This is a genomic window from Microbacterium sp. AC035 (assembly GCF_979258485.1).
This window is the reverse complement of sequence record NZ_OZ409858.1, coordinates 2653204-2678299: the sequence shown is the minus strand read 5'-3', so window position 1 is coordinate 2678299 and position 25096 is coordinate 2653204. Positions and strand designations below refer to the sequence as shown.

Annotated in this window: 23 protein-coding genes; 19 read left to right on the top strand and 4 right to left on the bottom strand. The window is 68.8% G+C overall.

What is annotated here, in order from left to right; genetic code table 11:
• Positions 1–11: 11 nt before the first annotated feature.
• The 3 genes from pdhA to ACZ0AA_RS12880 are packed head-to-tail and all read left to right on the top strand — an operon-like array spanning position 12 to position 3507.
• Positions 12–1139: a pyruvate dehydrogenase (acetyl-transferring) E1 component subunit alpha gene (pdhA, locus tag ACZ0AA_RS12890; RefSeq protein WP_463513158.1), complete on the top strand. Its 1128-nt coding sequence runs from the start codon at positions 12–14 to the stop codon at positions 1137–1139.
• 11 nt (positions 1140–1150) lie between these two features.
• Positions 1151–2116 (top strand): alpha-ketoacid dehydrogenase subunit beta, encoded by a 966-nt coding sequence (locus ACZ0AA_RS12885; protein WP_463513842.1) that lies wholly within the window; start codon positions 1151–1153, stop codon positions 2114–2116.
• A 35-nt stretch (positions 2117–2151) separates the two neighbouring features.
• On the top strand, positions 2152–3507 hold the full coding sequence (locus ACZ0AA_RS12880; RefSeq protein WP_463513157.1) for a dihydrolipoamide acetyltransferase family protein: 1356 nt from the start codon (positions 2152–2154) through the stop codon (positions 3505–3507).
• 98 nt (positions 3508–3605) lie between these two features.
• Here the strand turns inward: ACZ0AA_RS12880 and ACZ0AA_RS12875 are convergent, their stop codons facing one another.
• Complete coding sequence (locus ACZ0AA_RS12875; protein WP_463513156.1) at positions 3606–4745, bottom strand: zinc-binding alcohol dehydrogenase family protein; 1140 nt, start codon at positions 4743–4745, stop codon at positions 3606–3608.
• A 78-nt stretch (positions 4746–4823) separates the two neighbouring features.
• On the opposite strand from ACZ0AA_RS12875, the gene ACZ0AA_RS12870 reads away from it, so the two are divergent.
• On the top strand, positions 4824–5387 hold the full coding sequence (locus ACZ0AA_RS12870) for a TetR/AcrR family transcriptional regulator (RefSeq protein ID WP_463513155.1): 564 nt from the start codon (positions 4824–4826) through the stop codon (positions 5385–5387).
• Positions 5388–5481: 94 nt separating this feature from the next.
• On the opposite strand, the gene ACZ0AA_RS12865 is transcribed toward ACZ0AA_RS12870, so the two are convergent.
• Both ACZ0AA_RS12865 and ACZ0AA_RS12860 read right to left on the bottom strand, forming a co-directional pair.
• A complete protein-coding gene (locus tag ACZ0AA_RS12865; RefSeq protein ID WP_463513154.1) occupies positions 5482–6021 on the bottom strand; it encodes a 2'-5' RNA ligase family protein in 540 nt (179 codons plus the stop codon).
• Positions 6022–6026: 5 nt separating this feature from the next.
• A complete protein-coding gene (locus ACZ0AA_RS12860) occupies positions 6027–7247 on the bottom strand; it encodes an ROK family protein (RefSeq protein ID WP_463513153.1) in 1221 nt (406 codons plus the stop codon).
• A gap of 101 nt (positions 7248–7348) precedes the next feature.
• Here ACZ0AA_RS12860 and ACZ0AA_RS12855 point away from each other — a divergent pair, with 101 nt between their 5' ends.
• The 12 genes from ACZ0AA_RS12855 to ACZ0AA_RS12800 all read left to right on the top strand — a co-directional run bounded on the left by ACZ0AA_RS12855 (position 7349) and on the right by ACZ0AA_RS12800 (position 20032).
• Complete coding sequence (locus ACZ0AA_RS12855; RefSeq protein WP_400863735.1) at positions 7349–8692, top strand: ABC transporter substrate-binding protein; 1344 nt, start codon at positions 7349–7351, stop codon at positions 8690–8692.
• Positions 8689–9672, top strand: coding sequence for a carbohydrate ABC transporter permease (locus ACZ0AA_RS12850; RefSeq protein WP_463513152.1), 984 nt, complete (start codon positions 8689–8691; stop codon positions 9670–9672). Before ACZ0AA_RS12855 ends, ACZ0AA_RS12850 begins: the two co-directional genes overlap by 4 nt.
• Entirely contained in the window at positions 9672–10550 is an 879-nt protein-coding gene (locus ACZ0AA_RS12845) for a carbohydrate ABC transporter permease (RefSeq protein WP_400863740.1), read from the top strand. Before ACZ0AA_RS12850 ends, ACZ0AA_RS12845 begins: the two co-directional genes overlap by 1 nt.
• Positions 10551–10612: 62 nt before the next feature.
• On the top strand, positions 10613–12292 hold the full coding sequence (locus ACZ0AA_RS12840; protein WP_463513151.1) for a glycoside hydrolase family 13 protein: 1680 nt from the start codon (positions 10613–10615) through the stop codon (positions 12290–12292).
• A gap of 175 nt (positions 12293–12467) precedes the next feature.
• On the top strand, positions 12468–13460 hold the full coding sequence (locus ACZ0AA_RS12835) for a metal ABC transporter solute-binding protein, Zn/Mn family (RefSeq protein WP_463513150.1): 993 nt from the start codon (positions 12468–12470) through the stop codon (positions 13458–13460).
• Positions 13457–14305: a metal ABC transporter ATP-binding protein gene (locus ACZ0AA_RS12830; RefSeq protein ID WP_463513149.1), complete on the top strand. Its 849-nt coding sequence runs from the start codon at positions 13457–13459 to the stop codon at positions 14303–14305. The genes ACZ0AA_RS12835 and ACZ0AA_RS12830 overlap by 4 nt, the downstream gene beginning before the upstream one ends.
• Entirely contained in the window at positions 14302–15180 is an 879-nt protein-coding gene (locus ACZ0AA_RS12825) for a metal ABC transporter permease (RefSeq protein ID WP_463513148.1), read from the top strand. Before ACZ0AA_RS12830 ends, ACZ0AA_RS12825 begins: the two co-directional genes overlap by 4 nt.
• 44 nt (positions 15181–15224) lie before the next feature.
• On the top strand, positions 15225–15641 hold the full coding sequence (locus ACZ0AA_RS12820) for a Fur family transcriptional regulator (protein WP_042540517.1): 417 nt from the start codon (positions 15225–15227) through the stop codon (positions 15639–15641).
• A complete protein-coding gene (locus ACZ0AA_RS12815; protein WP_463513147.1) occupies positions 15638–16672 on the top strand; it encodes a permease in 1035 nt (344 codons plus the stop codon). The genes ACZ0AA_RS12820 and ACZ0AA_RS12815 overlap by 4 nt, the downstream gene beginning before the upstream one ends.
• A gap of 22 nt (positions 16673–16694) precedes the next feature.
• Positions 16695–17459, top strand: a complete 765-nt coding sequence (locus ACZ0AA_RS12810) for a TIGR03943 family putative permease subunit (RefSeq protein WP_463513146.1) — start codon at positions 16695–16697, stop codon at positions 17457–17459.
• Complete coding sequence (locus ACZ0AA_RS12805) at positions 17449–19332, top strand: hypothetical protein (protein ID WP_463513145.1); 1884 nt, start codon at positions 17449–17451, stop codon at positions 19330–19332. The genes ACZ0AA_RS12810 and ACZ0AA_RS12805 overlap by 11 nt, the downstream gene beginning before the upstream one ends.
• A 4-nt stretch (positions 19333–19336) precedes the next feature.
• Positions 19337–20032 (top strand): DNA-3-methyladenine glycosylase, encoded by a 696-nt coding sequence (locus ACZ0AA_RS12800; RefSeq protein WP_463513144.1) that lies wholly within the window; start codon positions 19337–19339, stop codon positions 20030–20032.
• 7 nt (positions 20033–20039) lie between these two features.
• Here ACZ0AA_RS12800 and ACZ0AA_RS12795 read toward each other — a convergent pair whose 3' ends face one another.
• Positions 20040–21050 (bottom strand): LacI family DNA-binding transcriptional regulator, encoded by a 1011-nt coding sequence (locus ACZ0AA_RS12795; protein WP_463513143.1) that lies wholly within the window; start codon positions 21048–21050, stop codon positions 20040–20042.
• Positions 21051–21190: 140 nt separating this feature from the next.
• On the opposite strand from ACZ0AA_RS12795, the gene ACZ0AA_RS12790 reads away from it, so the two are divergent.
• Genes ACZ0AA_RS12790 through ACZ0AA_RS12780 form a run of 3 tightly spaced genes read left to right on the top strand, consistent with a single transcriptional unit; the run spans position 21191 to position 25028 of the window.
• The gene (locus ACZ0AA_RS12790; RefSeq protein ID WP_463513142.1) at positions 21191–23200 is read left to right on the top strand and encodes a beta-galactosidase; all 2010 of its coding nucleotides are present in this window, start codon (positions 21191–21193) and stop codon (positions 23198–23200) included.
• Positions 23197–24126, top strand: a complete 930-nt coding sequence (locus ACZ0AA_RS12785) for a carbohydrate ABC transporter permease (RefSeq protein ID WP_042540527.1) — start codon at positions 23197–23199, stop codon at positions 24124–24126. The genes ACZ0AA_RS12790 and ACZ0AA_RS12785 overlap by 4 nt, the downstream gene beginning before the upstream one ends.
• Positions 24123–25028, top strand: coding sequence for a carbohydrate ABC transporter permease (locus ACZ0AA_RS12780; RefSeq protein ID WP_463513141.1), 906 nt, complete (start codon positions 24123–24125; stop codon positions 25026–25028). The genes ACZ0AA_RS12785 and ACZ0AA_RS12780 overlap by 4 nt, the downstream gene beginning before the upstream one ends.
• The last annotated feature ends 68 nt before the right edge of the window (positions 25029–25096 follow it).

Genomic DNA, 25096 nt, shown 5'->3' with positions numbered 1-25096 from the left:
GCGTGGCATTCGTGACCCCGTCAGAGACTGAACTCGTCCGCGTCCTGGATCAGGACGGCCGCTTCACGCCGAGTCCGGCTGCAGAGCAGTATCTGTCGTTGATCGAGGCGATCAGCGACGCCGAGCTCGAGCAGTTCTACCGCGACATGGTGGTCATCCGCGCCATCGACACCCAGGCGACCAACCTGCAGCGTCAGGGCCAGCTCGCGCTGTGGCCGCCGAGCCGCGGCCAGGAGGCCGCCCAGGTCGGATCGGCCCGCGCAGCCCGCGCGCAGGACACGCTCTTCCCCTCGTATCGCGAGCACGCCGTCACCCGCATCCGCGGAGTCGACCCGGTCGACATCATCAAGCTGATGCGCGGCGTCTCGCACGGCGGCTGGGACCCGACGGACCCGAAGAACGGCAACACCCGTCTCTACACTCTCGTGCTCGGCTCGCAGGTCCTGCACGCGGCCGGATACGCGATGGGGCTGAACTTCGACGGCCGGTCCGGCACCGGCGACGTCGACAAGGACGAAGCCGTCATCGTCTACTACGGCGACGGCGCATCGAGCCAGGGCGACGTGCACGAGGCGATGGTGTTCGCCGCGAGCTACCAGGCTCCCACCGTGTTCTTCCTGCAGAACAACCACTGGGCGATCTCCGTGCCCGTCGCGACGCAGTCGCGGGTGCCGCTCGTCGAGCGCAGCGCCGGCTACGGCATCCCCAGCGTCCGCGTCGACGGCAACGACGTCCTCGCCAGCTACGCCGTCTCGCGAGTGGCCCTCGACGAGGCCCGCAGCGGCAAGGGCCCTCGCGCGATCGAAGCGGTGACCTACCGCCTCGGAGCGCACACCACCAGCGACGACCCCACGAAGTATCGCGGCTCGGACGAAGAGCAGTCGTGGGCACAGCGCGACCCGATCGATCGCATGCGGGCGTTCCTCGAGAACAGGGGAGCAGCAGGACAGTTCTTCGCCGATGTGGATGCCGAGGCGGCCGACGCCGCCGAGGATCTGCGCTCACGCAGCGTCGAGCTCGGATCGCCCACCGCAGACCTGATGTTCGACCACGTGTACAGCGACCCGCATCCGCTCATCGCGGAGCAGAAGGCCTGGCACGGGCGATACGAAGCGTCATTCGAAGGAGACAGCAAGTGACCCTCGAGACGATGCCCCTCAGCAAGGCGCTCAACTCCGGCCTGCGCCGGGCCATGGAAGACGACTCCAAGGTCCTGCTCATGGGCGAGGACATCGGAAAGCTCGGTGGCGTGTTCCGCGTGACCGAGCACCTGCAGCGCGATTTCGGCGACCGACGAGTGCTCGACACTCCCCTCGCGGAGTCGGGGATCGTCGGCACGGCGATCGGGCTCGCGATGACCGGGTTCCGCCCGGTGATCGAGATCCAGTTCGACGGCTTCGTGTTCCCCGCGTTCGACCAGATCACGACCCAACTGGCCAAGCTCACCAACCGACACGAGGGCAAGCTGAGCCTGCCGATCGTCATCCGCATCCCCTATGGCGGACACATCGGCGCCGTCGAGCACCACCAGGAGAGCCCGGAGGCGTACTTCGCGCACACTCCGGGGCTGCGGGTGGTCTCGCCCTCGACCCCGAACGATGCGTACTGGATGATCCAGGAGGCGATCGCGTCGAACGACCCGGTGATCTTCATGGAGCCCAAGAGCCGCTACTGGCAGAAGGGCGAGGTCGAGCTCGACGCGTCGGCTGCCCCGCTGCACTCGTCCCGCGTCGTGCGCACGGGCTCAGACGTCACCCTCGTCGGACACGGCGCCATGGTCACGACGCTGCTGCAGGCCGCGGCGCTGGCCGAGGCCGAGGGCACCAGCTGCGAGGTCGTCGACGTGCGTTCGCTGTCGCCGGTCGACTACGAGCCGATCCTGAGTTCGGTGCGCAAGACCGGACGCATGGTCTATGCGCAGGAGGCGCAGGGCTTCGTCAGCATCGGCAGCGAGATCGCCGCCACCGTCATGGAGCGCGCCTTCTATGCACTCGAGGCCCCGGTGCTGCGGGTCTCGGGGTACGACACCCCGTTCCCGCCTGCGAAGCTCGAGGGCACCTACCTCCCTGATGCCGACCGCATCCTCGAGGCCGTCGATCGCTCGCTGGCCTACTGATCTCACCTGATCTCACCGTTCCGGAAGGACCGAACATGAGCACGCAGAACTTCAACCTCCCCGACGTGGGGGAGGGCCTGACCGAGGCCGAGATCGTGGCGTGGAAGGTCGCGCCGGGTGACACCGTCGCCATCAACGACGTCATCTGCGAGATCGAGACGGCCAAGTCGCTCGTCGAGCTGCCCTCGCCGCACGCGGGAGTCGTCGGCGAGCTGCTCGCCGCCGAGGGCGCGACCGTCGAGGTCGGTTCGCCGATCATCACGTTCGTGACGGATGCTCGGGACGACGCCGGACCCGGCAAGATCGCCACCGCAGAAGCGCCCGCTCCCGAAGAGGGCGGCGGCTCGGTGCTCGTCGGCTACGGCACGGGCGGCGGTGCCACCTCGCGGCGCAAGCGTCCGGCCGAGCGCCCGGTGCGCTCGTCGGTCGGTGTCATCGCGAAGCCGCCGATCCGCAAGCTCGCCCGCGACCTGGGGGTCGATCTCACGACGGTCACACCGACCGGCGCAGACGGCGAGGTGACCCGCGACGACGTCATGACCCATGCCTCGCAGGCCAGCGTGTTCCGCAACATCGAGACTCCCGAGTGGGGTGCCGTGCGCGAGGAGACCGTGCCCGCGCCGCAGAGCGCCCCGGGCGGCCTCGCTCGCGGGCTGTCGGCTGCCGCGGCATCCTCTGCGGCGTCCGACGACCGCACCGAGTCGATCCCCGTCAAGGGCGTGCGCAAGGCGACCTCGTCGGCGATGGTGCAGAGCGCCTACTCCGCCCCGCACGTCACCGTGTGGAAGGAGATCGACGCGAGCCGCACGATGGAGCTCGTCAAGCGGCTCAAGGCATCGCCCGACTACGCAGACATCCGCGTCTCGCCGCTCCTGATCATGGCTCGTGCCGTGATCTGGGCCGCTCGTCGTACCCCGATGGTGAACGCCGCGTGGATCGAGACCGAGGGCGGCGCCGAGATCGCCGTGCGCCACTACGTGAACCTCGGCATCGCCGCGGCGACTCCCCGCGGCCTGCTCGTGCCCAACATCAAGGACGCCCAGGACCTCAGCATGAAGGACCTCGCCCGCGCCCTCAACCGACTGACGCTCACGGCGCGCGAGGGCAAGACGAGTCCCGCCGACCAGCAGGGCGGCACGATCACGATCACCAACATCGGTGTCTTCGGGATGGATGCCGGCACGCCGATCATCAACCCCGGCGAGGCGGGCATCGTGGCCATGGGCACGATCAGCCAGAAGCCGTGGGTCGTCGACGGCGAGGTGCGCCCCCGTTGGGTCACCACGGTCGCAGGATCGTTCGACCACCGCGTGATCGACGGCGATGGCATGAGCCGCTTCATCGCCGACGTGGCATCCGTGCTCGAGGAGCCCGCACTGCTCGTGGAGTGATGCTGTGAGTCACTGCTGACGGTGGACTTTCCCGCAGGGAGCCCCGCGTGCGCGGGGATCCCTGCGGCCGACCCATGGGGGAGCGCTCACCAGTACCGCTACGACTCCGTCTGTGTCGGGTCGAGGGTGATGACGAGCTTCTGAGCGGATACGCCGCGACGCAGTGTGTCGATCGCTCCTTGCACCGCGGGAAGGCCGTTCCCCGCGATCCGTGCGTCCGGGTAGGGCGTATGTCTCCCCGAGGCGAGAGCGACGGGGAGATACTTCTGCCAGATCGCCGGTCCGACGGGAGAGGCCGCGATGGCGCTTCCCCAGATGAACGAGGCCCGGATGCCGTGGATGCGGCTTCGCAGCTGCAGAAGCGCCGTTCGTGTTCCGAGGCGCAGGAAGAGTCGCATGCGAGTCAGCGAGAGGCCGCGTCGGCGGGGCTGATCGTAGAACGACACCGGCGGGCTCGCCATCGAGATCCTCGTGGCGCCGGTCGCGCGCGCGATCCTCAGGCACGGCTCCGCCGACCCCACGGCGACCGCCAGGATTCCCGCCACGACCGAGCCCTTCACGGCTTCGATGATCCGGTCGACGGCCTCCGGGTCGCGGTAGTCGAACGCCGCCTCCGCCCCCAGCTGCATCATCCGCTCGTGGTTGCCGGCTGACGCCGTCGTGATCACGCGGTACCCCGCCGCTCGGGCGAGCTGGATGGCGTTGCCTCCGACGGCGGTCGCGCCGCCCCACACCACGACGACCTCGTCGCGGGGCTCCGAAGCGCCGAGGGTGGAGAAGTCCAGCCCGAGCTGATCGGTCTCGAACAGGCCGGCTGCGGCGGTGGACACAGCCAGGGGGAGTACCGCGGCGTCTCCGAAGGCCATCGTCTCGGGCAGAGCGGCAGCGAGGCTCGCGTCGACGGCGACGTAGCTCTGGAAGCCGCTCTCGGATACGGCATCCCTGCCCTTCTCCAAGCCCATCGCGTATGCCACGACGCGATCGCCCACTGCGAAATCGGTCACGTCGGCGCCGGTCTCGACGACGACGCCTGCGATGTCCTCGCCGAGGACCACGGGGTACCGCAGCCACCCGTACATGACCGTGCCGTTCGACTGGATGATCGCGTCCAGGGGGTTCACGGCCACCGCCCGCGTCTCGACCAGCAGCTGACCCGGCCCGGGTGTCGGCATCGGCGCGTCCCGGACGGTCAGGTCGGCGTAGGGGGCGTCGATCCACGCAGCCGTGTTGTCTCGCATTCTGATCCGTTCCTCACATTTGATGACATCTCGTGTCGTTACAGCTCACCTTACGGCACGTCGTGTCATCATGGATGCATGCCCAGATGGTCCCCCGATGCCGCGCTGCGGCTCGAAGCTGCGGCGATGCTCCTGTTCGAACGCCAGGGATACGCGGGAACGGCGGTTCCGCAGATCGCCGCGGAGGCAGGGCTGACGACGCGGACGTTCTTCCGTCACTTCTCCGACAAGCGCGACGTCCTGTTCCTCAGAGACCGCGAGTTCCCTCAGGCTGTGCGCGAGTTCATCGAGTCCGTCCCGCCGGAGAGCGGCGGGGCCGCTACGGTGCGGGCGGGCCTCTCGGCCGCGTGCCGCGAGCTTCAGGGCTGGCGTCGGACCATCGCGCGTCGGCGCGCCATCATCCGCAGCGAGCCCGCGTTGCACGAGCGCGAGCTTCTGCAGAGTCATCACCTCGGTCGTGCCATCGAAGAGTCGCTGCGCGGTCGCGGCATCGATCCCCGGCGGTCGCACACGCTGGCGGCTCTCGCCGTGACGTGCTTCGACCTCGCGATGGTCCGATGGCTGGAAGGGCCCGCCGAACTCCTGCTGGATGATGCCCTGACCGCCGCGTGGAATGACGTGCGCGACTGTCTCGAAAGCTGATGGCAAGGCCCTGCAGGATGCCGCCGCGCGCGTGCGACGCGACTCGTTCCCCTCACCTCATTGGGGCTGACGCCGATCCGTGAGGGTCGCCCGACTACGCCTGACGCAGCTCCGCGAGGGTCGTGATCTGCGCGGCGCCGGGGTCCCAGTGCCGCACGCAGTGCGCGCGAGCGTGGATGTCGAGGCCGACGAGATCCAGCGCCTGCGCGAGGTCCGCGACCCGCAACCGGCGGGCGAGCGCGACGTGCGGCATCCACTCACCCGGTGCGGTGTGCGGGGCATCCGCGCCCGGCCCGACAGCGGCGAGGATCGTCTCGCGAAGGCCGATCAGCTCTGGACTGGGCACGATGCTGCGGGCCAGCACGCGACGCTCCCCGGAGCCGAAGAGCAGGGGAGCACCGAGCGTGATCGGGAACGAACGGATGCCGGCGAGGACATCCTGGCCGGGCGGTGGCAGGTCGACGCGCGCGACCAGTGTGATGTGAGGGCGGTTGCTCGCCGACGTGTGCCCCGCGAGGCTCGACAGGCCGCGCGCGGCGAGAGCATCCCACTCGGCCCGGATCGCGGCTTCAGCAGCCGGGTCGAGGAGCAGTTCGATCGCCGAGGGGGATCGGTGGAGCTCCGGTTCTCGCACGGGTCTCAGCTGACCGCGCTGAGGCGCCGCTCCGCGAGCAGCGGCACGGCCACCTCGCGGGCGGCACGGCGCGCCGTCGCGACGGCGCCGATCGACACGACCTCGGCGCCGAGCGTCGAGGCGAGGATCTCGGGTGCCGGCAGATGCAGCTGGGTCGGCAGCACCTCGCGTGCGGCCGTGAGCACGGGGGCGATGCTCTCGGCGACCCCGCCGCAGACGATCACGCGCGCCGGGTCGTACATGCTGCCCAGCACGCCGACGACTCGAGCGAGGGTCGCGCCCACGCGCGCGGTCGCGAGCAGCGCATCGGCATCGCCGGCGGACGCGGCGGTCAGCACGACGCGAGGGTCGACGCGGTCCTCGCGCGCGAGCCGACCGATCGCGGATTCCGACGAGATCTCTCCGCTCTCGACGCCCGCGCGCACCTGGTCCTGCAGCGCGTAGCGCAGGCCGAAGGCCGACCCGACCCCGATGATGTGGTCGAACACCACGCCCTCGCCGACTCCGCCGTGCGCACCGTGCAGCACATGGCCGTCGACGACGACACCACCGCCGAACCGTTCGCTCGCGAGCAGGGCGACATAGTCACGGCATCCGACCGCAGCCCCCGTCGAGCCCTCGGCGATCGCGGCGAGCTGAGCGTCGTTCTTGATCTCGACGACGGGTGCCCAGTCGGCCAGAGCCCCGGCGAGTCCCGGATTCGTGCGCTCCCAGAAGCCCTCGGGGTGCGGGGGTGAGATGCCTGCGCGGTTGACGGGAGCGGCCACTCCGACGCAGATCGCGAGGATCGTGTCTCGCGGGACTCCTGCTTCGTCGACCGCGAGCTGCATCTGCCCGAGGATCGTCGCGCGCCGGGCGGCTGCGGACTGGGTCGGGTCGAGATCTGTGCGGTGGTGCACGAGGGTGCGCTCGAGCGGGTCCGAGATCGTGACAGCGAGGTGGGTGTCTCCGGCATCCACCCCGACGACGACGCCGAGGTCGGATGCCAGCACGAAGCGCCGCGCGGGGCGCCCTGCGCGGTAGCTGCCGGCGACGCGGGCGTTCGGGAGCTCACGCAGAACCCCGGCGTCGACGAGAGTGTCGATGCCGTCGATCGCGGTGGAGCGGGTCAGCGAGGTGCTCGCCATCGCCTCGGTGGCGGTGAACTCCCCGGCCGCCCACGCGAAGTCGAGGATTGCGCCGACGCTGGCTCGCCCGGTGCCCAGACCTGCAGAGACTTCTGTCACGGGCCTTGACCTCACTCTCGTCCAGATGAGAGAGTACCGTTCATCGAAGTAAATTCGCTCACTAGATTTAGTCTGCGTATCTACCGGACGAAAGGACAACGGTGTCTGTGAAACCACCACGCCCGGCCCGGCTCGTCGCCGGAGCTGCCGCGCTCGCCCTGGTCGGCGCCGCGCTGACCGGCTGCTCGACAGCCGGCGGGACCGAGACCATCCGCTTCACGTTCAGCAAACGTGAGGCGATCGAGTTCATGACCGAGCTCGTCGCGCAGTACAACTCCTCGCAGGACAAGGTGCGCGTCGAGATCGACACCTCGGGAGTCGACGTCGTCTCGGCCAGCTTCGTGCGGGGCAACCCGCCCGACATCATGCTCGCCAACTACAACTACGAGATCGCCCGGTTCGTGCAGCGCTGCGCGCTCACCGATCTCTCGGAGACGGAGGCGGCGTCGACCATCCGCGACGACCTGCAGCCGCTCATGGAGCAGTACGGCTCGTGCGAGGGCCGCACGAGCGCATTGCCGTACTCGGTGATGGGGGCCTCGGTCATCTACAACAGGGAGATCTTCGAGCAGCAGGGGCTCGAGGTCCCGCAGACCTGGGACGAGCTCCTCGCGGTGTGCGACCAGCTCAAGGAAGCGGGCATCGACCCGTTCTACGCCACCTTCAAGGACGACTGGACGGTCGCTCAGGGCTGGTACGACTACACCGCCGGCGGTTCGGTCGACGTGATCGACTTCTTCGACACCCTCGCCGAAGAGGGCACTGAAGTCGGGCCCGACTCGGAGGTCTCGTTCGAGAACGACTTCGCGGAGCCCATGGACCGCATGATGACCCTGGTGAAGAACTACACCAACGCGGATGCCGCGAGCCGAGGCTACGGCGACGGCAACCTCGCCTTCGGCAAGGGCGAGGCCGCGATGTACCTGCAGGGACCGTGGGCCTTCAGCGAGATCGAGAAGACCGCGCCCGACCTCGAACTCGGCACCTTCCCGCTGCCGATGACCGACGACCCCGCCGACCTCGGTGTGCGCGTCAACATGGACCTCGCAGCGATGATCCCCGAGGGATCGCAGCACCAGGAGGCCGCACGCGACTTCCTGGAGTACCTGTTCCTGCCCGAGCACATCGAGGAGTACAACGCCTCGCAGCTCGGCTTCACCCCGACGGACGATGCTCCGGCTCCCGACGACCCGCGGGTCGAGGGCATGGTCGAGTACTACGACAACGGGCAGATCTACCAGGGCCCCTCGGTGCTCGTGCCCCGCACCCTTCCGGTCTTCAACTACGCGCAGGCGATGGTGCTCGGCGCGTCCACCACCTCCACGTTGCGCACCATGGATGCCGACTGGGCCAGGATCGCATTCCGCGCTCCCATCCCGTCGACCCAGGACAACGCCTCCGGCGAGGATTCAGCATCCGGCGAGACAGAGGAGTCCACGCCATGACGAACACCGCTCTGCCCAATCCCGCGGCGACTCCCGCCGCATCGAACATCACCAAGCCGAACACTCCGACGACCGACACGACGGCGATCGTCACAGGAGGCACCCGCAAGCTGGGGCGCCGCGCTCGCAAGGTCGAGCCGATCTACTACCTGTTCCTGCTGCCGACCCTCGTGATCTTCACGCTCGCGATCACGGTGCCCGGCGTCATGGGCATCTTCTTCAGCTTCACCGACTCCATCGGCATCGGCGAGTGGAGCTTCAACGGGCTGACGAACTACATCGCGATGTTCAGCGACCCGGCCATCCTGCAGAGCTACCTGTTCACGTTCGGCTTCTCGATCGCCACGGTGATCGTCGTGAATGTGGTCGCCTTCATGCTCGCGGTCGGGCTCACGTCCCGCATCCGCTTCAAGACGGGGCTCCGCACGATCTTCGTGATCCCGATGGTGATCTCGGGCATCATCATCGCCTACGTCTTCAACTTCCTGTTCTCCAACTCCATCCCGGCGGCGGGCGCGGCCACCGGCATCCCGTGGCTGTCCACCAGCCTTCTCGCGAACCCCGATCTCGCCTGGGTCGCGATCGTGATCGTGACCGCATGGCAGGCGGTTCCCGGCACGCTGCTGATCTACATCGCAGGTCTGCTCTCGGTGCCGGGCGAGGTCTATGAGGCGGCGAGCATCGACGGCGCGAACAAGAGGCAGCAGCTGTTGCGCATCACGCTTCCGCTCGTCGCGGGGTACGTGGTGATCAACGTGATCCTCGGCTTCAAGGGCTTCCTGAACGCCTACGACATCATCGTCGGACTCACCAACGGCGGACCCGGCACCTCCACCCGCAGCGTCGCGATGACGATCATCGCGGGCTTCAACGGCGGCGACTACGCCTACCAGATGGCCAACGCGACGATCTTCTTCATCGTCGCCGTGCTCATCTCCCTGCTGCAGCTCTCGCTGACCCGCGGAAGGAACGCACTCTGATGTCGACGCAGACACTCACCACCATCCCCACCACGGGCAAGAAGCCGCGCGTCCGCATGGAGCGCGTCAACTGGTCGGGCACGATCATCCTGATCCTCTGCGCCGTGACCGTGCTGCTGCCGCTCTACGTGACGATCTCGATGGCCTTCAAGACCACCGGTCAGGCTGTCGACGGCAACGCCTTCTCGCTGCCGGCTCCGTTCAGCATCGACGGGTTCGTCGAGGCGTGGAACCTCACGAAGTTCCCGGTCGGCGCCGGCATCTCCCTGCTGGTCACGGCCGGAACGGTCATCGCGACCATCGTGCTCGCCGCGTTCGCCTCGTACGCGATCGTCCGCAACTGGGACCACCGCCTGTTCCGCTACTCGTTCTTCTACCTGCTGGCTGCGATGTTCATCCCGTTCCCGGTGGTCGCACTGCCGCAGATCCAGTTGACCGGGTGGGTGGGACTCGACAACCCGTTCGGCGTGATCATCCTCGCGACGATGTTCCAGCTGAGCTTCAGCGTGCTGCTGTTCACCGCGTTCCTTCGGTCGATCCCGATCGAGCTCGAAGAGAGCGCCCGCATCGACGGCGCCACCACGTGGCAGACGTTCTGGCAGCTCATCTTCCCGCTGCTGGCACCCATGAGCGCCACGGTCGGGATCTTCGCGTTCCTGTACGCGTGGAACGACTTCATGATGCCGTCGCTGATCATCTCGGACCCGGCCATGCAGACGCTGCCTGTGCGGCAGAACCTCTTCCAGACCCAGTTCAGCAACAACTACAACGTGTCGTTCGCCTCGTACCTGATGGCGATGGCCCCGGCGATCCTGGCATACCTGTTCACGCAGCGCTTCGTCATGGAAGGCGTCACGCAGGGCGCCGTCAAGGGCTGATGCGCGACACGCGCTGACACGTCACACACCGCAGACCGCAACACGAAGGAGCAATACCCCTCATGACCGATGCGCTTCTCACCGAGACCCGCGACGACACGACGGCAGCATGGTGGCGGCAGGCCGCCGTGTATCAGATCTACCCCCGCAGCTTCGCGGATGCGAACGGAGACGGACTCGGCGACATCCCGGGCATCGTCTCGCGGGCCGACTACCTGCGTGACCTCGGCATCGATGCCGTGTGGCTCAGCCCGTTCTATCCGTCGGCGCTGGCCGACGGAGGGTATGACGTCGCCGACTATCGCAACGTCGACCCGCGCCTGGGCACGCTCGAGGACTTCGACGAGATGGTCGCCGCTCTGCACGAGCGCGGCATCCGCGTGGTCGTCGACATCGTGCCGAACCACTCGTCGGATCTGCACGAGTGGTTCCAGGAGGCGCTCGCCGCAGGTCGCGGTTCGGCGGCTCGCGAGCGGTACATCTTCCGCGAAGGTTCGGGCGAAGACGGCTCCGAGCCCCCGACCGACTGGACCGCCGCGTTCGGCGGCTCGGCCTGGGAGCGGGTCGATGACGGGCAGTGGTTCCTGCACAGCTTCGCCCCAGAGCAGCCCGACCTCAACTGGGATCACCCCGAGGTGCGCGAGGACTTCTTGAAGACCCTGCGCTTCTGGTCGGATCGCGGGGTCGACGGCTTCCGCATCGATGTCGCGCACATGCTCACGAAGGATCTGGCCGAGCCGCTGCCGAGCACCGCCGAGCTCGAACTGCTGCCGCACGACGGAAACCACCCACTGCACGACCGCGACGACGTGCACGAGGTGTACGCCGAGTGGCGCCGGGTCTTCAATGAATACGACCCGCCCCGCACGGCCGTCGCCGAGGCGTGGGTCAGCACGCCCGAGCGTCGGGCGAAGTACGCGTCGGCCGAGGGCCTCGGACAGGCGTTCAACTTCGACCTGCTCGTCGCGGATTTCGACGCGACGCAGTTCCGCACGATCATCACCGACAACCTCGCGCAGTCGGAGGCGACGGGTTCGTCGACCACGTGGGTGCTGTCGAACCACGACGTGACGCGTCACGCGACGCGATACGGGCTCGCTCCGCTGGCCGGTCGCACGGGAGTCAAGCAGGGCGTCGAGTGGGTCGCCGAGGGTGGGCCGGAGGATCAGCTCGACCGCGAGGCCGGACTGCGTCGGGCGCACGCTGCCACGCTGCTGCTGCTCGGCCTGCCCGGCAGCACCTACCTCTATCAGGGCGAGGAGCTGGGGCTGCACGAGGTCGCCGAGGTCGCGCCCGAGCAGCGTCAGGACCCGGCGTTCTTCCGCGGTGCCGTCTTCGACGGTCTGGGACGGGACGGATGCCGCGTGCCGCTGCCGTGGACGGCATCCGGTCCGTCGTTCGGATTCGGATCGGGCGATGCTCATCTGCCTCAGCCCGAGTGGTTCGCGGAGTACGCGGTCGATGTCGAGGAGGGCGACCCCTCGTCGACGCTCGCGCTCTATCGCGAGGCGCTGCGCCTGCGCCACGAACTGCAGACGGAGGAGAGCCTGGAGTGGATCGAGACCGGGCGTCCGGATGTGCTGCGCTTCGCCCGCCCGAACGGCTGGCAGATCGTGACGAACTTCGGTTCAGAGCCGTTCGACCTCGGAGTGGATGCCGCAGACGTCGTGCTCGGCACGGTCGTCGACAGCGCCGTTCCCGGCGACTCGACCGTGTGGATCGCGCCGGGCCTGATCGGCTGAGTCGGTCGCACCGAGTCGGGTGCACTGAGCCGTTCGCAGGAAGAAAGTGCGGATGCAGGACGAGAACACGGTTTCTCGTCCTGCATCCGTGCTTCGGTCCTGCAGACGGGCGCGAACGGCACCCCAACTCCCCGCCAATTTGATAATGGTTCTCATTAGCGTTTAGAGTGAGAGCATGAAGAAGCCGCTCGTCGCCCTCGCCATCGCATCCGTCGCCGCACTCTCGCTCGCCGGATGCTCCACCACTCCCGCAGCGGGAGAGGGCGGCGGCGGCGCGGTCACGGTCGCCGCGAGCACCAACGTCTACGGTTCGCTCGCAGAGCAGATCGGCGGCGACCGCGTCGACGTGACATCGATCATCACCTCGGCGACCCAGGACCCGCACTCGTACGAGGCCTCGGCCCGCGACCGCCTGACCGTGCAGAAGGCCGACCTCGTGATCGAGAACGGCGGCGGCTACGACGGCTTCATCGACACCCTGCTGCAGGACGCCGAGGACGTGCACGTGGTCAGCGCCGTCGAGTTCTCGCACGACTTCCCCGGCAACGAGGGCCACGAGCACTCGGATGACGAGGCTGAGGCGGAGCACGACCACGACCATGCCGAAGGTGAAGAGGGTCATGAGGGCCACAACCACATCGAGGGCTTCAACGAGCACGTCTGGTTCGACCCGCACACGATGATCCACGTCGTCGAGGCGATCGCCGACGAGCTCGCCACCATCGACCCCGACGGTGAGGCGGAGTTCACCGCCAACGCCGAGGAGATCGTCGCCGACCTCGAGGGCTTCGAGGCCGACCTCGAGACGCTCAAGACGGATGCCGCCGGTGCGAACGTGATCATCACCGAGCCGCTGCCCGGATACCTCGCCGCAGCCGCCGGGCTCACCGACGTCACTCCCGAGGGCTTCGCGGAGGCGGTCGAGGAGGGCAGCGACGTCGCCCCCGCCACACTGCTCGACACCCTCAACGTCGTCGAAGGCGGCGATTTGGCGGCCGTGCTCACGAACGCGCAGACCGGCGGAGCCGAGACGCAGCGCGTCGAGGACGCCGCGACGGATGCCGGCATCCCGCTCGTCGCCTTCACTGAGCTGCTGCCCGAAGGATCGTCGTACTCTGAGTGGATGAGTGACGCGATCCAGAGCCTCGCCGACGCGCTGCAGTCGTGAGAGCCGCCGCCGACGCGCGGGCAGGAGCCGAGAAGTCGAACCCGGTGCTCGAGGTGCGCGGAGCCGCCCTCCAGCGCGGTGACCGGGAGCTGTGGTCGGGGTTGAACCTCACGGTCGACCCCGGCGAGTTCATCGCCGTGCTCGGTCCGTCTGGATCGGGAAAGACGACGCTGCTGCGCAGCATCCTGGGCCTGCAGCCTCTGTCGGCCGGCGAGATCAGCGTCGCGGGCGAACCGGTGCGCAAGGGCAATCCGCGCATCGGATACATCCCGCAGCAGCGGTCGCTCGCCCCCGACACGAGCATGCGTGCCCGCGATCTCGTCGCTCTGGGCGTGCAGGGCAGCCGTTTCGGCTTCCCTGTTCCGCACCGCGGCGACAAGGCCAAGGTCGACCAGCTGCTGGCCTCGGTCGGAGCCGCCCACTACGCCGAGCGCCGCGTCGGCCTGCTCTCGGGCGGAGAGCAGCAGCGGCTGCGGGTGGGCCAGGCCCTCGCCGACGAGCCGGATCTGCTGCTGTGCGACGAGCCGCTGTCGAACCTCGACCTCGCGAACCAGGTCGCCATCACGGACATCATCGACCGTCAGCGCCGCGATCGCCGTGCCGCCGTGCTGTTCGTGACGCACGACATCAACCCGATCCTCGGCCGTGTCGACCGCATCCTCTACATCGCGGGCGGTCGGTTCGTGCTCGGCACCCCCGAAGAGGTGCTGCAGACGCGCGTGCTCACCGAGCTCTACGGCACCCCGGTGTTCGTGCTCCGGGCGGGCGACCGGCTGGTCGTCGTCGGAGTGCCGGATGCCGAGCCCCACCACGAGCACGACCACGATCACGGAGGTGCCGCATGAACGTCATCACCGGCATCGTCCAGGCCGTCGACTGGAGCGACGTCTTCTCGTTCCAGGATTACGGCGAGCTCGTCGCCCTGCTCGCGAACTCGATCATCGCCGGAGCGGTGCTCGGGATCGTCGGCGGACTCATCGGCGTCTTCGTGATGCAGCGCGACCTCGCATTCGCCGTGCACGGGGTCAGCGAGCTCTCTTTCGCGGGTGCTGCCGCGGCGCTGCTGTTCGGCGGCAGCGTGGTGGTCGGCTCGCTCGGCGGCGCACTCGTCGCGGCGATCCTGATCGGCATCCTCGGGGCCAAGGCCCGCGACCGCAACTCGATCGTCGGCGTGCTGATGCCGTTCGGCCTCGGCCTCGGCATCCTGTTCCTCTCGCTCTACGACGGCCGCAGCGCCAACCGCTTCAGTCTGCTCACCGGGCAGATCGTCTCTGTGTCGAGCCCCGACCTCGGCTGGCTGCTCGGCATCAGCATCGTCGTGCTGCTCGGGCTGCTGCTCATGTGGAACCCGTTGCGCTTCGACTCGCTCGACCCCGAGTCGGCCGCCGCCCGCGGCGTGCCCACGCGTGCCGTGAGCCTGCTGTTCATGGTGCTGCTCGGGCTGATCGTCGCGGTCAGCGTGCACATCATCGGTGCGCTGCTCGTGATGGCGTTGCTCGTGACTCCTGCGGCCGCTGCGATGCGCGTCTCCGCCGGGCCGGTCGCGGTGCCGCTGCTCGCTGCGCTGTTCGGTTTCGTGTCGGCGGTCGGCGGCATCCTGCTCGCACTCGCGGGCACGCTGCCGGTGAGCCCGTACATCACGACGCTGTCGTTCACGATCTATGTCGTGTGCTGGATCATCCAGCGTGCCCGCGGCGGTGTGCGACGAGTGCGGGCCTGACCTTCCCAGGGCCCGGCAAGGGGGGCGCGCCTAGAATCGTGGGTATGGCTCAGCGGAACACCTGGCAGCGCGATCGCGTGCGCGAAGCCCTCGCCGACGCGCGAGGGTTCGTCAGCGCGCAGAACCTGCATGCCTCGCTGCGTGACGACAACACCGGTATCGGCCTCGCGACGGTCTATCGCGCGCTGGCCGGGCTCGCAGCCGCGGGCGATGCCGACTCGCTGCAGAGCCCCGAGGGCGAGGCGCTCTACCGCGCCTGCACGACCCAGGGCCACCACCATCACCTGATCTGCCGCAACTGCGGACTCACGGTCGAGATCGAGGCGACGGACGTCGAGCAGTGGGCGCACCGCACCGCCGCTCTGCACGGTTTCACGGATGCCGCGCACGTCGTCGACATCTTCGGGCTGTGCGCCTCGTGCACCAACAAGCGCGATGCCGAAGAGGCAGCGAACGCGTGACCACCCAGGCCGCTCCACGGACGGTGCAGTCGCACCGTCCCACCCGATCGCCGCGCTCGCCGTGGATCGGGGTGGCCCTCGGCGCCGCGATCGTGGCCGCGCTCTTCCTGGTCGACCGGTTCCTGCCGACGCTCTTCACCGCGAGTCTTCCGAGCAGAGCCCAGGACGGCCTGACCCTCGCGCTGAGCGTGCTCATCGAGGCACTGCCGTTCGTGGTCCTCGGCGTGCTGCTCTCGATCGTCGTGCAGGTGTGGCTGCCCGCCGACGTCATCCACCGCTGGCTGCCGAAGCGCGCATGGGCCCGCCGTGCCGTGCTGTCGCTGCTGGGCATGCTGATCCCCGTGTGCGAGTGCGGCAACGTGCCGTTCGCCCGCGGTCTGATGATGCGTGGACTCGCGCCGGCCGAGGCGCTGACCTTCCTGATCGCGGCGCCGATCGTGAATCCGATCGTGATCCTCACCACGCACGCGGCGTTCGGCTTCGACGACGGCATCCTGGTCGCCCGTCTCATCGGCGGCTACCTGATCGCCAACCTGATCGGCTGGATCTACAGCCGCCACCCCTCGCCCGACTCTCTGCTCACGCAGCGCTTCATCGACACCTGCGACCGCGTCACCCACGAGCACGGCACGCCGATGCGCCGCAGCCTCACCCAGTTCCTCGTCGAGCTGCGCGCGGTCATGCCCGCGCTGGTGATCGGCTCGGCGCTCGCCGGAGCCGTGCAGGTGCTGATCCCGCGCGAGGTGCTGCTGGCCATCGGCTCGAACCCGGTGCTGTCGATCCTCGCGATGATGGCGCTCGCGATGACCGTCGCGATCTGCTCGAACGTCGACGCGTTCTTCGCGCTCTCGTTCGCCTCGACGTTCTCGTCGGGCGCCCTCGTGGCGTTCCTGCTCGTCGGCCCGCTGGTCGACGTCAAGATGCTCGCGCTGATGCGCACGACCTTCACCACCCGCACCCTCGTCGGCATCGTCGGCGTGGTCGTGTTCGCCGCCTTCGCGATCGGGATCGGGGTGAACGTCTTTGTCTGAGCACTCCTCGCAGGCGCCGCAGGTGCCTTCGCGCGCCCGTGCCCTCGGCACCCGCTGGCTGGGCATCGGCCTCGCCACCGTCATCTCGGTCGTCACTCTCGGACTCGGTCTGACCGGACGACTGAACCTCTACATCAGTCCCGAATCGGTGTGGTTCGCGTGCGCCGCCGCCGTCGTGACCCTCGCGGGCGCGATCTGGTCGTGCACGCTGCCGCTCGGCGAAGAGGGCGATCACGGCCACGACCATGGTGAGAGCCACGAGGCGGATGCCGCGGCTTCGCCCCGCCGCTCTCTCGCCCTCGCCGGCACCGTGACCGGCGGAGTCGTGGCGTCCGGCGTCGTGATCGCCGCACTCGTGCTGCCTCCCGCGTCGCTGTCGGTCGAACTCGCGATGTCGCGTGTGGGCGAGCAGACCGCCCTGTTCGCGGGTGCCGACGACGTGACCCTCGGAGTCGCCGACACCGCGACCTTCGGCGTGGGCGACTGGGCGAGCGTGTTCTCGACGGCGACCAACACCGCGGCCTACGACGGCAAGACGGTCACGTTGACCGGCTTCGTCACCCCGACGGATGCCGACGGCGTGAACCTCACGCGCCTGGTCATCACGCACTGCGTGATCGATGCCCAGCCGGCGACCCTGCCGGTGACGATCGACGCCGGAGAGTTCGACACCGGCCAGTGGGTCGAGGTCGAGGGCACGGTCAAGGCGGATGCCGACGGATCGCTGCACGTCGAACCGACGACGGTCACGGCCATCGACGAGCCTCAGGACCCGTATGAGTACTGACGACGAGCGCCCCGACGAGCCGGTGGTGCCACGCACCCGCGCCGAGCTGCGTGCCGCGCGCGAGGCTGAGGCTGCGGCCGCGTCTCCCTCGCCGAGCGAGGGTGGCGGAGCCGACCGAGACCACACGTCTCCCGCGACGGACCCGCGCATCGCCTCACCTGCGGTTCGCTCGACAGGCGGGGCATCACCCGCGGATCGCCCGACGGGTGATGTGCGTCCGACGCGTTCGACCTTCGTCCCGCCGGATGCCGACTCGACGACCACGTTCGCGGCTCACTCCTCGGCCGACTATGTGCCCCCTGCTCGTTCCACGACGGACGACGCGGCCCCCGCGCGCGAGAAACCGAGGGCCGACAAGAGGCCGAAGCGCGCGAAGCCGCCGAAGCCGGAGAAGACGCCGAAGCCCGCGAAGGCATCTGAGGCCGCAAAATCTCCGAAGCCCGAGAAGGCCGCGAAGACGCCGAAGCCCGCCAGTGCGCCGAAGTCCGAGAAGCCCGCGGCCTCGAGCGACCGTCGCTTCCTGCTGGCGCTCGGCGCCGTGCTCGGCATCCTGGTGCTCGTCGGCGCAGGACTCGGCGTCGTCAGCCTCACGCAGGGTCCGCGCATCACCGACGTGCAGGTGAATCCGACCGAGGCGATCGAGACCTCGGGCAGCCGCGTCATCCTCACGGCGAACCAGTCGCTGGCGGCGATCGACGAGTCGCAGGTCACAGTCGAACCGGCCGTGCCGTTCACGCTGGATGCGGCGGGGCGTGGCATCGGCATCCGCTTCACCGTTCCGCTCGACGACGACACCGAGTACACCGTGAACATCGCCGATGCGGTGGGCGCCGGAGGCGGCCCCCGCGACACGCTCTCGACGAGCTTCTCGACTCCGGCTTCGAACATCTTCCTGCTGCGCCGAGACGCCGACGGTGACGATCAGATCTTCCGCACCGACCTGACCGGCGAGCAGGCGCAGCCCGTCTTCGCGGCCGACAAGATCAACGACTTCCGCGCGACCTCATCGCAGCTCGTCGTCTCGGTCGAGGAGGACGAGGGCTCGAAGCTGCTCGTGATGGACCGCGACGGCAGGAATCCGCGCGAACTGACGCTGCCCGGCGTCGGGTATGTGGGCGCGATCCAGGTGTCCGACCGCGGCGGCCTGGTCGGCTACAGCTACTCCGACAAGAAGCTCACCGACACCGAGGGGCGGGCGAGCGTGCTCGTCACGCAGTCGCTCAGCGGCGATGACGAGCCTGTGGTCACCGAGGTCGGTGACAAGGAGGCGAACGTCTTCGTCTGGCAGTTCGTGCCCGACAGTGCGGCCATGCTCTTCATCGACTTCGACGGTGCGCTCTCGCTGGTCGATCGCACGACCGACGCCGGGGTGCAGTCCCTCGGACTCGCGACGACCATTCAGGGCATCTCGCGCGGCACCTACACGGCGATAGTCGAGCGACTCGACGGCTCGGTGGTCGAGCTGAACCTCACCGACGGCTCGGAGGTGCCGCTCGCGGCATCGACTCCCGACTACGGCTCCGCGATGACGATCACCCCATTCCCCGGCGGCACGCTGCGCCACGTCGTCTCGCGCGATGAGAGCGGGCTGCCCATCGGCCAGGCCGTCGTCCGCGTCGACGACGAGGGCGCGGCGACGCCCCTCGTCGAGGTCGATTCGACCGACTCGATCCTGCAGGCCTGCGCGTCGCCCAGCGGTCAGTACGCCGCGGTCGTGATCGCGCCGGATCTCGCCGACAACCCCTACGACCAGATGCGCCTGCCGCTGCCCGAGAACCTCGAGACGCACCTGCTCGACCTGCGCACGGGCGACGAGATCGTGGCCCTCACCGGCTTCGACGCCTCGTGGTGCCAGACGGCGCCGCAGTTCTGAGCCCATGCCGACGGATGCCCTGCACCGAGCGACCCGCGCCGAGCTGAGCGCGTTGCCGGTCGAGGTCGCGCCACTGCTGCTCGGCGCAGAGCTGCGGACGGTCGTCGCGGGTTCCGAGGTGCGCCTCCGGCTCACCGAGGTCGAGGCGTATCACGGCCAGGGCACCGGACCGGAGGCCGATCCGGGCTCTCACGCCCGCATGGGCCGCACCGCACGCAATGCGACGATGTGGGGCGAGCCGGGGCATCTGTACGTCTACCTGAGCCACGGCATCCACTCGTGCGTGAATGTGGTCTCGGGGTCGGAGGGTCAGGCCGGAGGAATCCTGCTGCGCGCGGGCGAGGTCGTGCACGGGGCGGATGCCGTCGCCGTGCGCCGTCGCGCGAACACCCCGCTGACGGCAACGGCACTGCGCGACCTCGCCAAGGGGCCCGGCAGATTCGGCCAGGCGGTGGGGCTGCGGCATCCGATCCACGACGGCATCGATGCGGTCACGGGTGAGGAGTTCGAGGGCGCCCGCGCGGAGCTGTGGCTGCGCGACGTGCCGGTCACCGACGTGGCGACCGGCCCGCGAGTGGGCGTGGCTGGCATCGCCGGCACCGAGGCGTTCCCGTGGCGTTTCTGGATCGCCGGCGACCCGACGGTCTCGCCGTTCCGCTGGGGGAGAGGCGCTCAGGCCGAGTCTCTCGGCCGCGCCTGAGCCCGGGTCAGGCCGAGTCTCTCCACACCACCGGCGTCGGCAGCATGATGCCCTCCCGCGGGCGCTGATCGTCGCGCAGCTGCGCGAGGACGGATGCCGCGGCTGCGGCACCCAGCCCTTCGGCCGGCTGATCGACGGTCGAGAGCAGGGGGGTGGTGCGCGTCGCCCAAGTGCTGTTGTCGAAGCCCACGACGCCCACGTCGTCGGGCACACGGCGTCCGGCTTCGCGGAGCGCCCACATCGCGCCGGCCGCGACGGCGTCTGACGCGGCGAACACGCCGTCGATGTCGGGCGCACGCTCGAGCAGACGCGTCATCGCCGCGGCGCCGTCGGCGTAGGAGTACAGCGGCACCTCTTCGACGAGGTCCGGATCGAAGGCTGCGCCCAGCGCATCGGTGAACCCTGCGAGGCGGTCGGTGCCCGAATCCCGGTCGAGCGCGGCGGCGATCATGCCGACCCGTGTGCGCCCGGTGGCGATGAGTCGGGAGGTCACGGCCTGCGCGGCGCCGCGGTTGTCGACGCCGACCCAGGCCGCGTCGACATCGGGCGGGTGACCGACGTAGGCGACGGGCAGATCCAGCCGCATGACGGCCTTGGTGATCGGATCCTGTGCTCGCGCCGAGACGATGACGGCCCCGTCGACGAACCCGCCGTTCAGGTATCGCGCGACGCGCTCGGTGTCGCGCACCGAGTCGACCACGAGGCAGACCATCTGGTAGTCCGCCTCCGACAGCGTCTCGTTGGTGCCGAGCATGATCGCGCCGATGTTGGGGTCTTCGAGGAACAGGGCGTGCGGCTCGTGCACGATGAACGCGATGGCCTGGGTGCGCTGACGAACGAGGTTCTGGGCCGCGGTGTTCGGCACGTAGCCGACCTCGCGGATAGCGTCTTCGATGGCGGTGCGCGCGGCATCCGACACGTACCCGCCGTTGATCACGCGACTGACGGTTCCCCTGGAGACCCCGGCCACGCGCGCCACGTCGTGCACGGTGCTGCGACGGCGGGCGGAAGTACTCATGATCGACAGCCTAGCGACCGCGACTTGACGGGATTCGCCACGTCGTGCGACGATGTGTGCACGTTCACAGAAATACCGATCGTCGTCTTCGTGACACGAACTGTGCACGTGCACACATGATCCGCAAAGGAGCGTCACCGATGGCCGCCGCTGTGTCCGACCGCATCGCCACCCTCTCCGCAGGGCGCGGCCTCGTCTTCGGATGCGACTACAACCCCGAGCAGTGGGACCGCAGCGTCTGGCCCGACGACGTGCGGCTCATGCAGCAGGCCGGCGTCGGACTCGTGGCGATCAACATCTTCGGCTGGTCGTCGATCAACCCCGCCGAGGGCGTGTGGGACTTCACCGCACTCGACGAGATCATCGCGCTGCTGCACGAGGGTGGCATCCGCATCAACCTCGGCACCGGCACCGCTTCTCCCGCGCCCTGGGTCACCGCGCAGCATCCCGAGATCCTCCCGGTCGGCCAGGACGGCACCGTCTTCCAGCAGGGCGGCCGCCAGGGCTACTGCCCGAGCTCGCCGATCTTCCGCGCCTACGCCGCCGAGGTCGTCACCCGCGTGGTCGAGCGCTACGGCGACCACCCCGCCGTGTCGCTCTGGCACGTGTCGAACGAGCTGGGCTGCCACAACGCGCTCTGCTACTGCGACACGAGCGCCGAGGCGTTCCGCGGCTGGCTGCGCGACCGCTACGACGACATCGACGCGCTGAACCGCGCGTGGGGCACGACGTTCTGGAGCCAGCGGTACAGCGACTTCGACGACGTGCGCGTGCCCGCCCAGGCCCTCTCGCTGCGCAACCCCGGTCAGATCCTCGACTTCCAGCGGTTCAGCTCCGACGAGCAGCTCGCTCTCTACCGCGCCGAAGCCGCGATCCTGCGTGAGCGCAGCGACGTGCCGGTGACGACCAACTTCATGGTCACCGCGCACATCCGCAACCTCGACTACTGGTCGTGGGCGGCCGACATGGATCTGATCGCCAACGACCACTACCTCGACCGCCGCCTCGACGACGCGCGGGGTGAGCTCTCGTTCGCCGCCGACCTCACCCGCGGCCTCGCGCAGGGCGCACCCTGGCTGCTCATGGAGACCTCGACCGGCGCGGTGAACTGGCAGCCGTACAACCTTGCCAAGGCCCCGGGCGAGATGCAGCGCAACATCGCCGCGCACATCGCCCGCGGCGCCGACGGCATCTGCTTCTTCCAGTGGCGCGCGTCGACCCAGGGCGCGGAGAAGTACCACACGGCCCTCGTGCCGCATGCGGGTGAGGACTCCGACCAGTGGCGCGAGGTCGTCGAGCTCGGCGGGCTGCTCGAGCGTCTCGGCGAGGTCGCGGGCACCCGCGTCGCCGCCGACGCCGCCCTGTTCTTCTCCTGGGACAGCTGGTGGGCCACCGAGAACGAGGGTCGGCCGAGCGAGGCGCTCACCTACCTCGGCCAGGTGCACGCCGCCCACGCGGCGCTGGCGGATGCCGGCATCACCACCGATGTCGTGCGCCCGGGCACAGAGCTCGACGACTACCGTCTGCTGATCGTGCCCGCACTGCACCTCGTCAGCGATGCGGATGCCGCGGCGATCGCCCGCGCGGTCGAGAACGGTGCCACGGCTCTCATCACCTTCTACAGCGGCATCGTCGACGAGCAAGACCGGGTGCGCACCGGCGGGTACCCCGGCGCGTTCCGCGAGCTGCTCGGCATCCGCTCGGAGGAGTTCGCACCGCTCCGCCCAGACGAGTCCGTCACCCTCAGCGACGGCACGACGGGCACGATCTGGAGCGAACGGCTCAAGACGACGGATGCCGAGGTCGTCGCCTCGTTCGTCGACGGCCCCGCCGCCGGCCGACCCGCGATCACGCGCCGCACGGCGGGCGAGGGCGAAGCCTGGTTCCTGGGCACGCAGCCCGCGCGCGAGGACTACCGCCGACTGGTGGCGCAGCTCGCCGCATCGGCGGGAGCAACCCCCACACCCGGCGCCGACCGCGACGTCGAGATCGTGCGCCGCACCGGCGACGCCGGCTCGTTCCTGTTCGTCATCAACCACGGATCGACCGATGTCGAGATCGCGGCCGCGGGCCACGACCTCGTCACCGACGCCCCCTCCACCGGACTCGTGCCGGCCGGGGCGGTCCGCATCATCAAGGAGGATGTATGACCACCACGCTCACCGCTCCGGCGGTCGCCTCAGCGCCTCGGGCGCCGGGCCGCCGCCGACGGATTCCGCACAAGGGCGCCATCGCGTTCCTCATCGTGCCCTTCGGCGTGCTTTTCGCGCTGTTCTACGTCGTGCCGATCGCCTACGCGTTCTGGCAGTCGCTGCTCGTCGTCGAGCGTGACGGCACCTTCGGCAAGGCCGAGCAGGTGTTCGGCGGCTTCGCCCAGTACGTGCTCGTCTTCCAGAACGAGGCGTTCTGGAGCTCGATGGGGCGGATGCTGACCTTCGGCGTCGTGCAGGTGCCGGTCATGCTCGGCCTCGCCCTGCTGTTCGCGCTGCTGCTCGATTCGCCGCTCGTGCGGGGCAAGCGCTTCTTCCGCCTGGCGTTCTTCGTGCCCTACGCGGTGCCCGGTGTCATCGCGGCGATCATGTGGGGCTCGCTGTTCTCGCCCAACCTGTCGCCGTTCACCGCCATCACCAAGAACATCGACTTCCTCGGCGCCGACCTCGTGCTGTGGTCGATCGCGAACGTCGTCACCTGGGTCTACGTCGGCTACAACATGCTGATCATCTACTCGGCGCTGCTGTCGATCCCACAGGAGCTCTACGAGGCGGCGATCCTCGACGGCGCCGGCCAGTGGCGCATCGCCTGGTCGATCAAGATCCCGCTGGTGCGCCCGGCGATCGTGATGACCGCGATCTTCTCGATCATCGGCACGCTGCAGCTGCTCGCCGAGCCCCAGGTGTTCCGTTCGTTCAGCTCGGCGGTGACCAGCACGTTCACCCCGAACATGACCGTCTACGCCACGGCATCCATCCCGAACACCAACCTGGCGGCCGCCTTCTCGGTCGTGCTCGCCGTGACGACCTTCGTGCTGTCGTTCGGATTCATGAAGTACATGCAGCGCAAGGAGCAGAACGCATGAGCACCATGTCGATCGTCGCCCCTGGGCGGGGTTCCCGCGGCAAGGCTCCGCGCGGAAAGGCCGCTCGCGAGTCGGGCATCTCCCGCACGGGCGCCATGCTGATCATGGCCGTCTTCACGGTCTACTTCCTGCTGCCGCTGTGGTGGCTGCTGGTCGCGTCGAGCAAAGAGACCGGTGACATCCTGACCACCGCTCCGCTGTGGTTCGCCGACTTCCACCTGCTCGACAACATCGCCGAGCTGTTCGCCTATCGCGACGGCGTGTACCTGCGCTGGCTGATGAACTCGGTGCTCTACGCGGCACTCGGCGGTGCCATCGCGACTCTGCTCGCCGCGATGGCCGGCTACGCCCTGGCGAAGTACCGGTTCCCGGGCCGCGACCTGATGTTCGACATCGTGCTCGGCGGGGTGCTCGTGCCCGCCACCGCTCTCGCGCTGCCCCTGTTCCTGATCTTCAGCCAGGCGCAGCTGACCAATACGTTCTGGTCGGTCTTCCTGCCCTCGATCGTGAGTCCGTTCGGCGTGTACCTGGCGCGGATCTTCGCGGCCTCCTCGGTGCCCGACGAACTGCTCGAAGCGAGTCGACTCGACGGCGCGGGTGAGATCCGCACGTTCTTCACCGTCAGCATCCGCCTGATGACCCCCGCGCTGGTGACGATGTTCCTCTTCCAGTTCGTGGCCATCTGGAACAACTTCTTCCTGCCGATGATCATGCTCCGCTCCGAAGACCTCTTCCCCGTCGTCTTCGGTCTCTACAACTGGAACAACCAGCTGAACCAGCTGCCAGAACTCCGCGGTCTCGTGCTGATCGGCGCTCTGCTGTCGGTCATCCCGCTGATCGTCACCTTCCTCCTGCTCCAGCGCTTCTGGCGCAACGGACTGGGCGCCGGCGCCCTGAAGTGAGCAGGCAGCCGACCGGACCGACCGGACGGCTCCGCACCACCCGCACCACACACCCGCACCACACACCC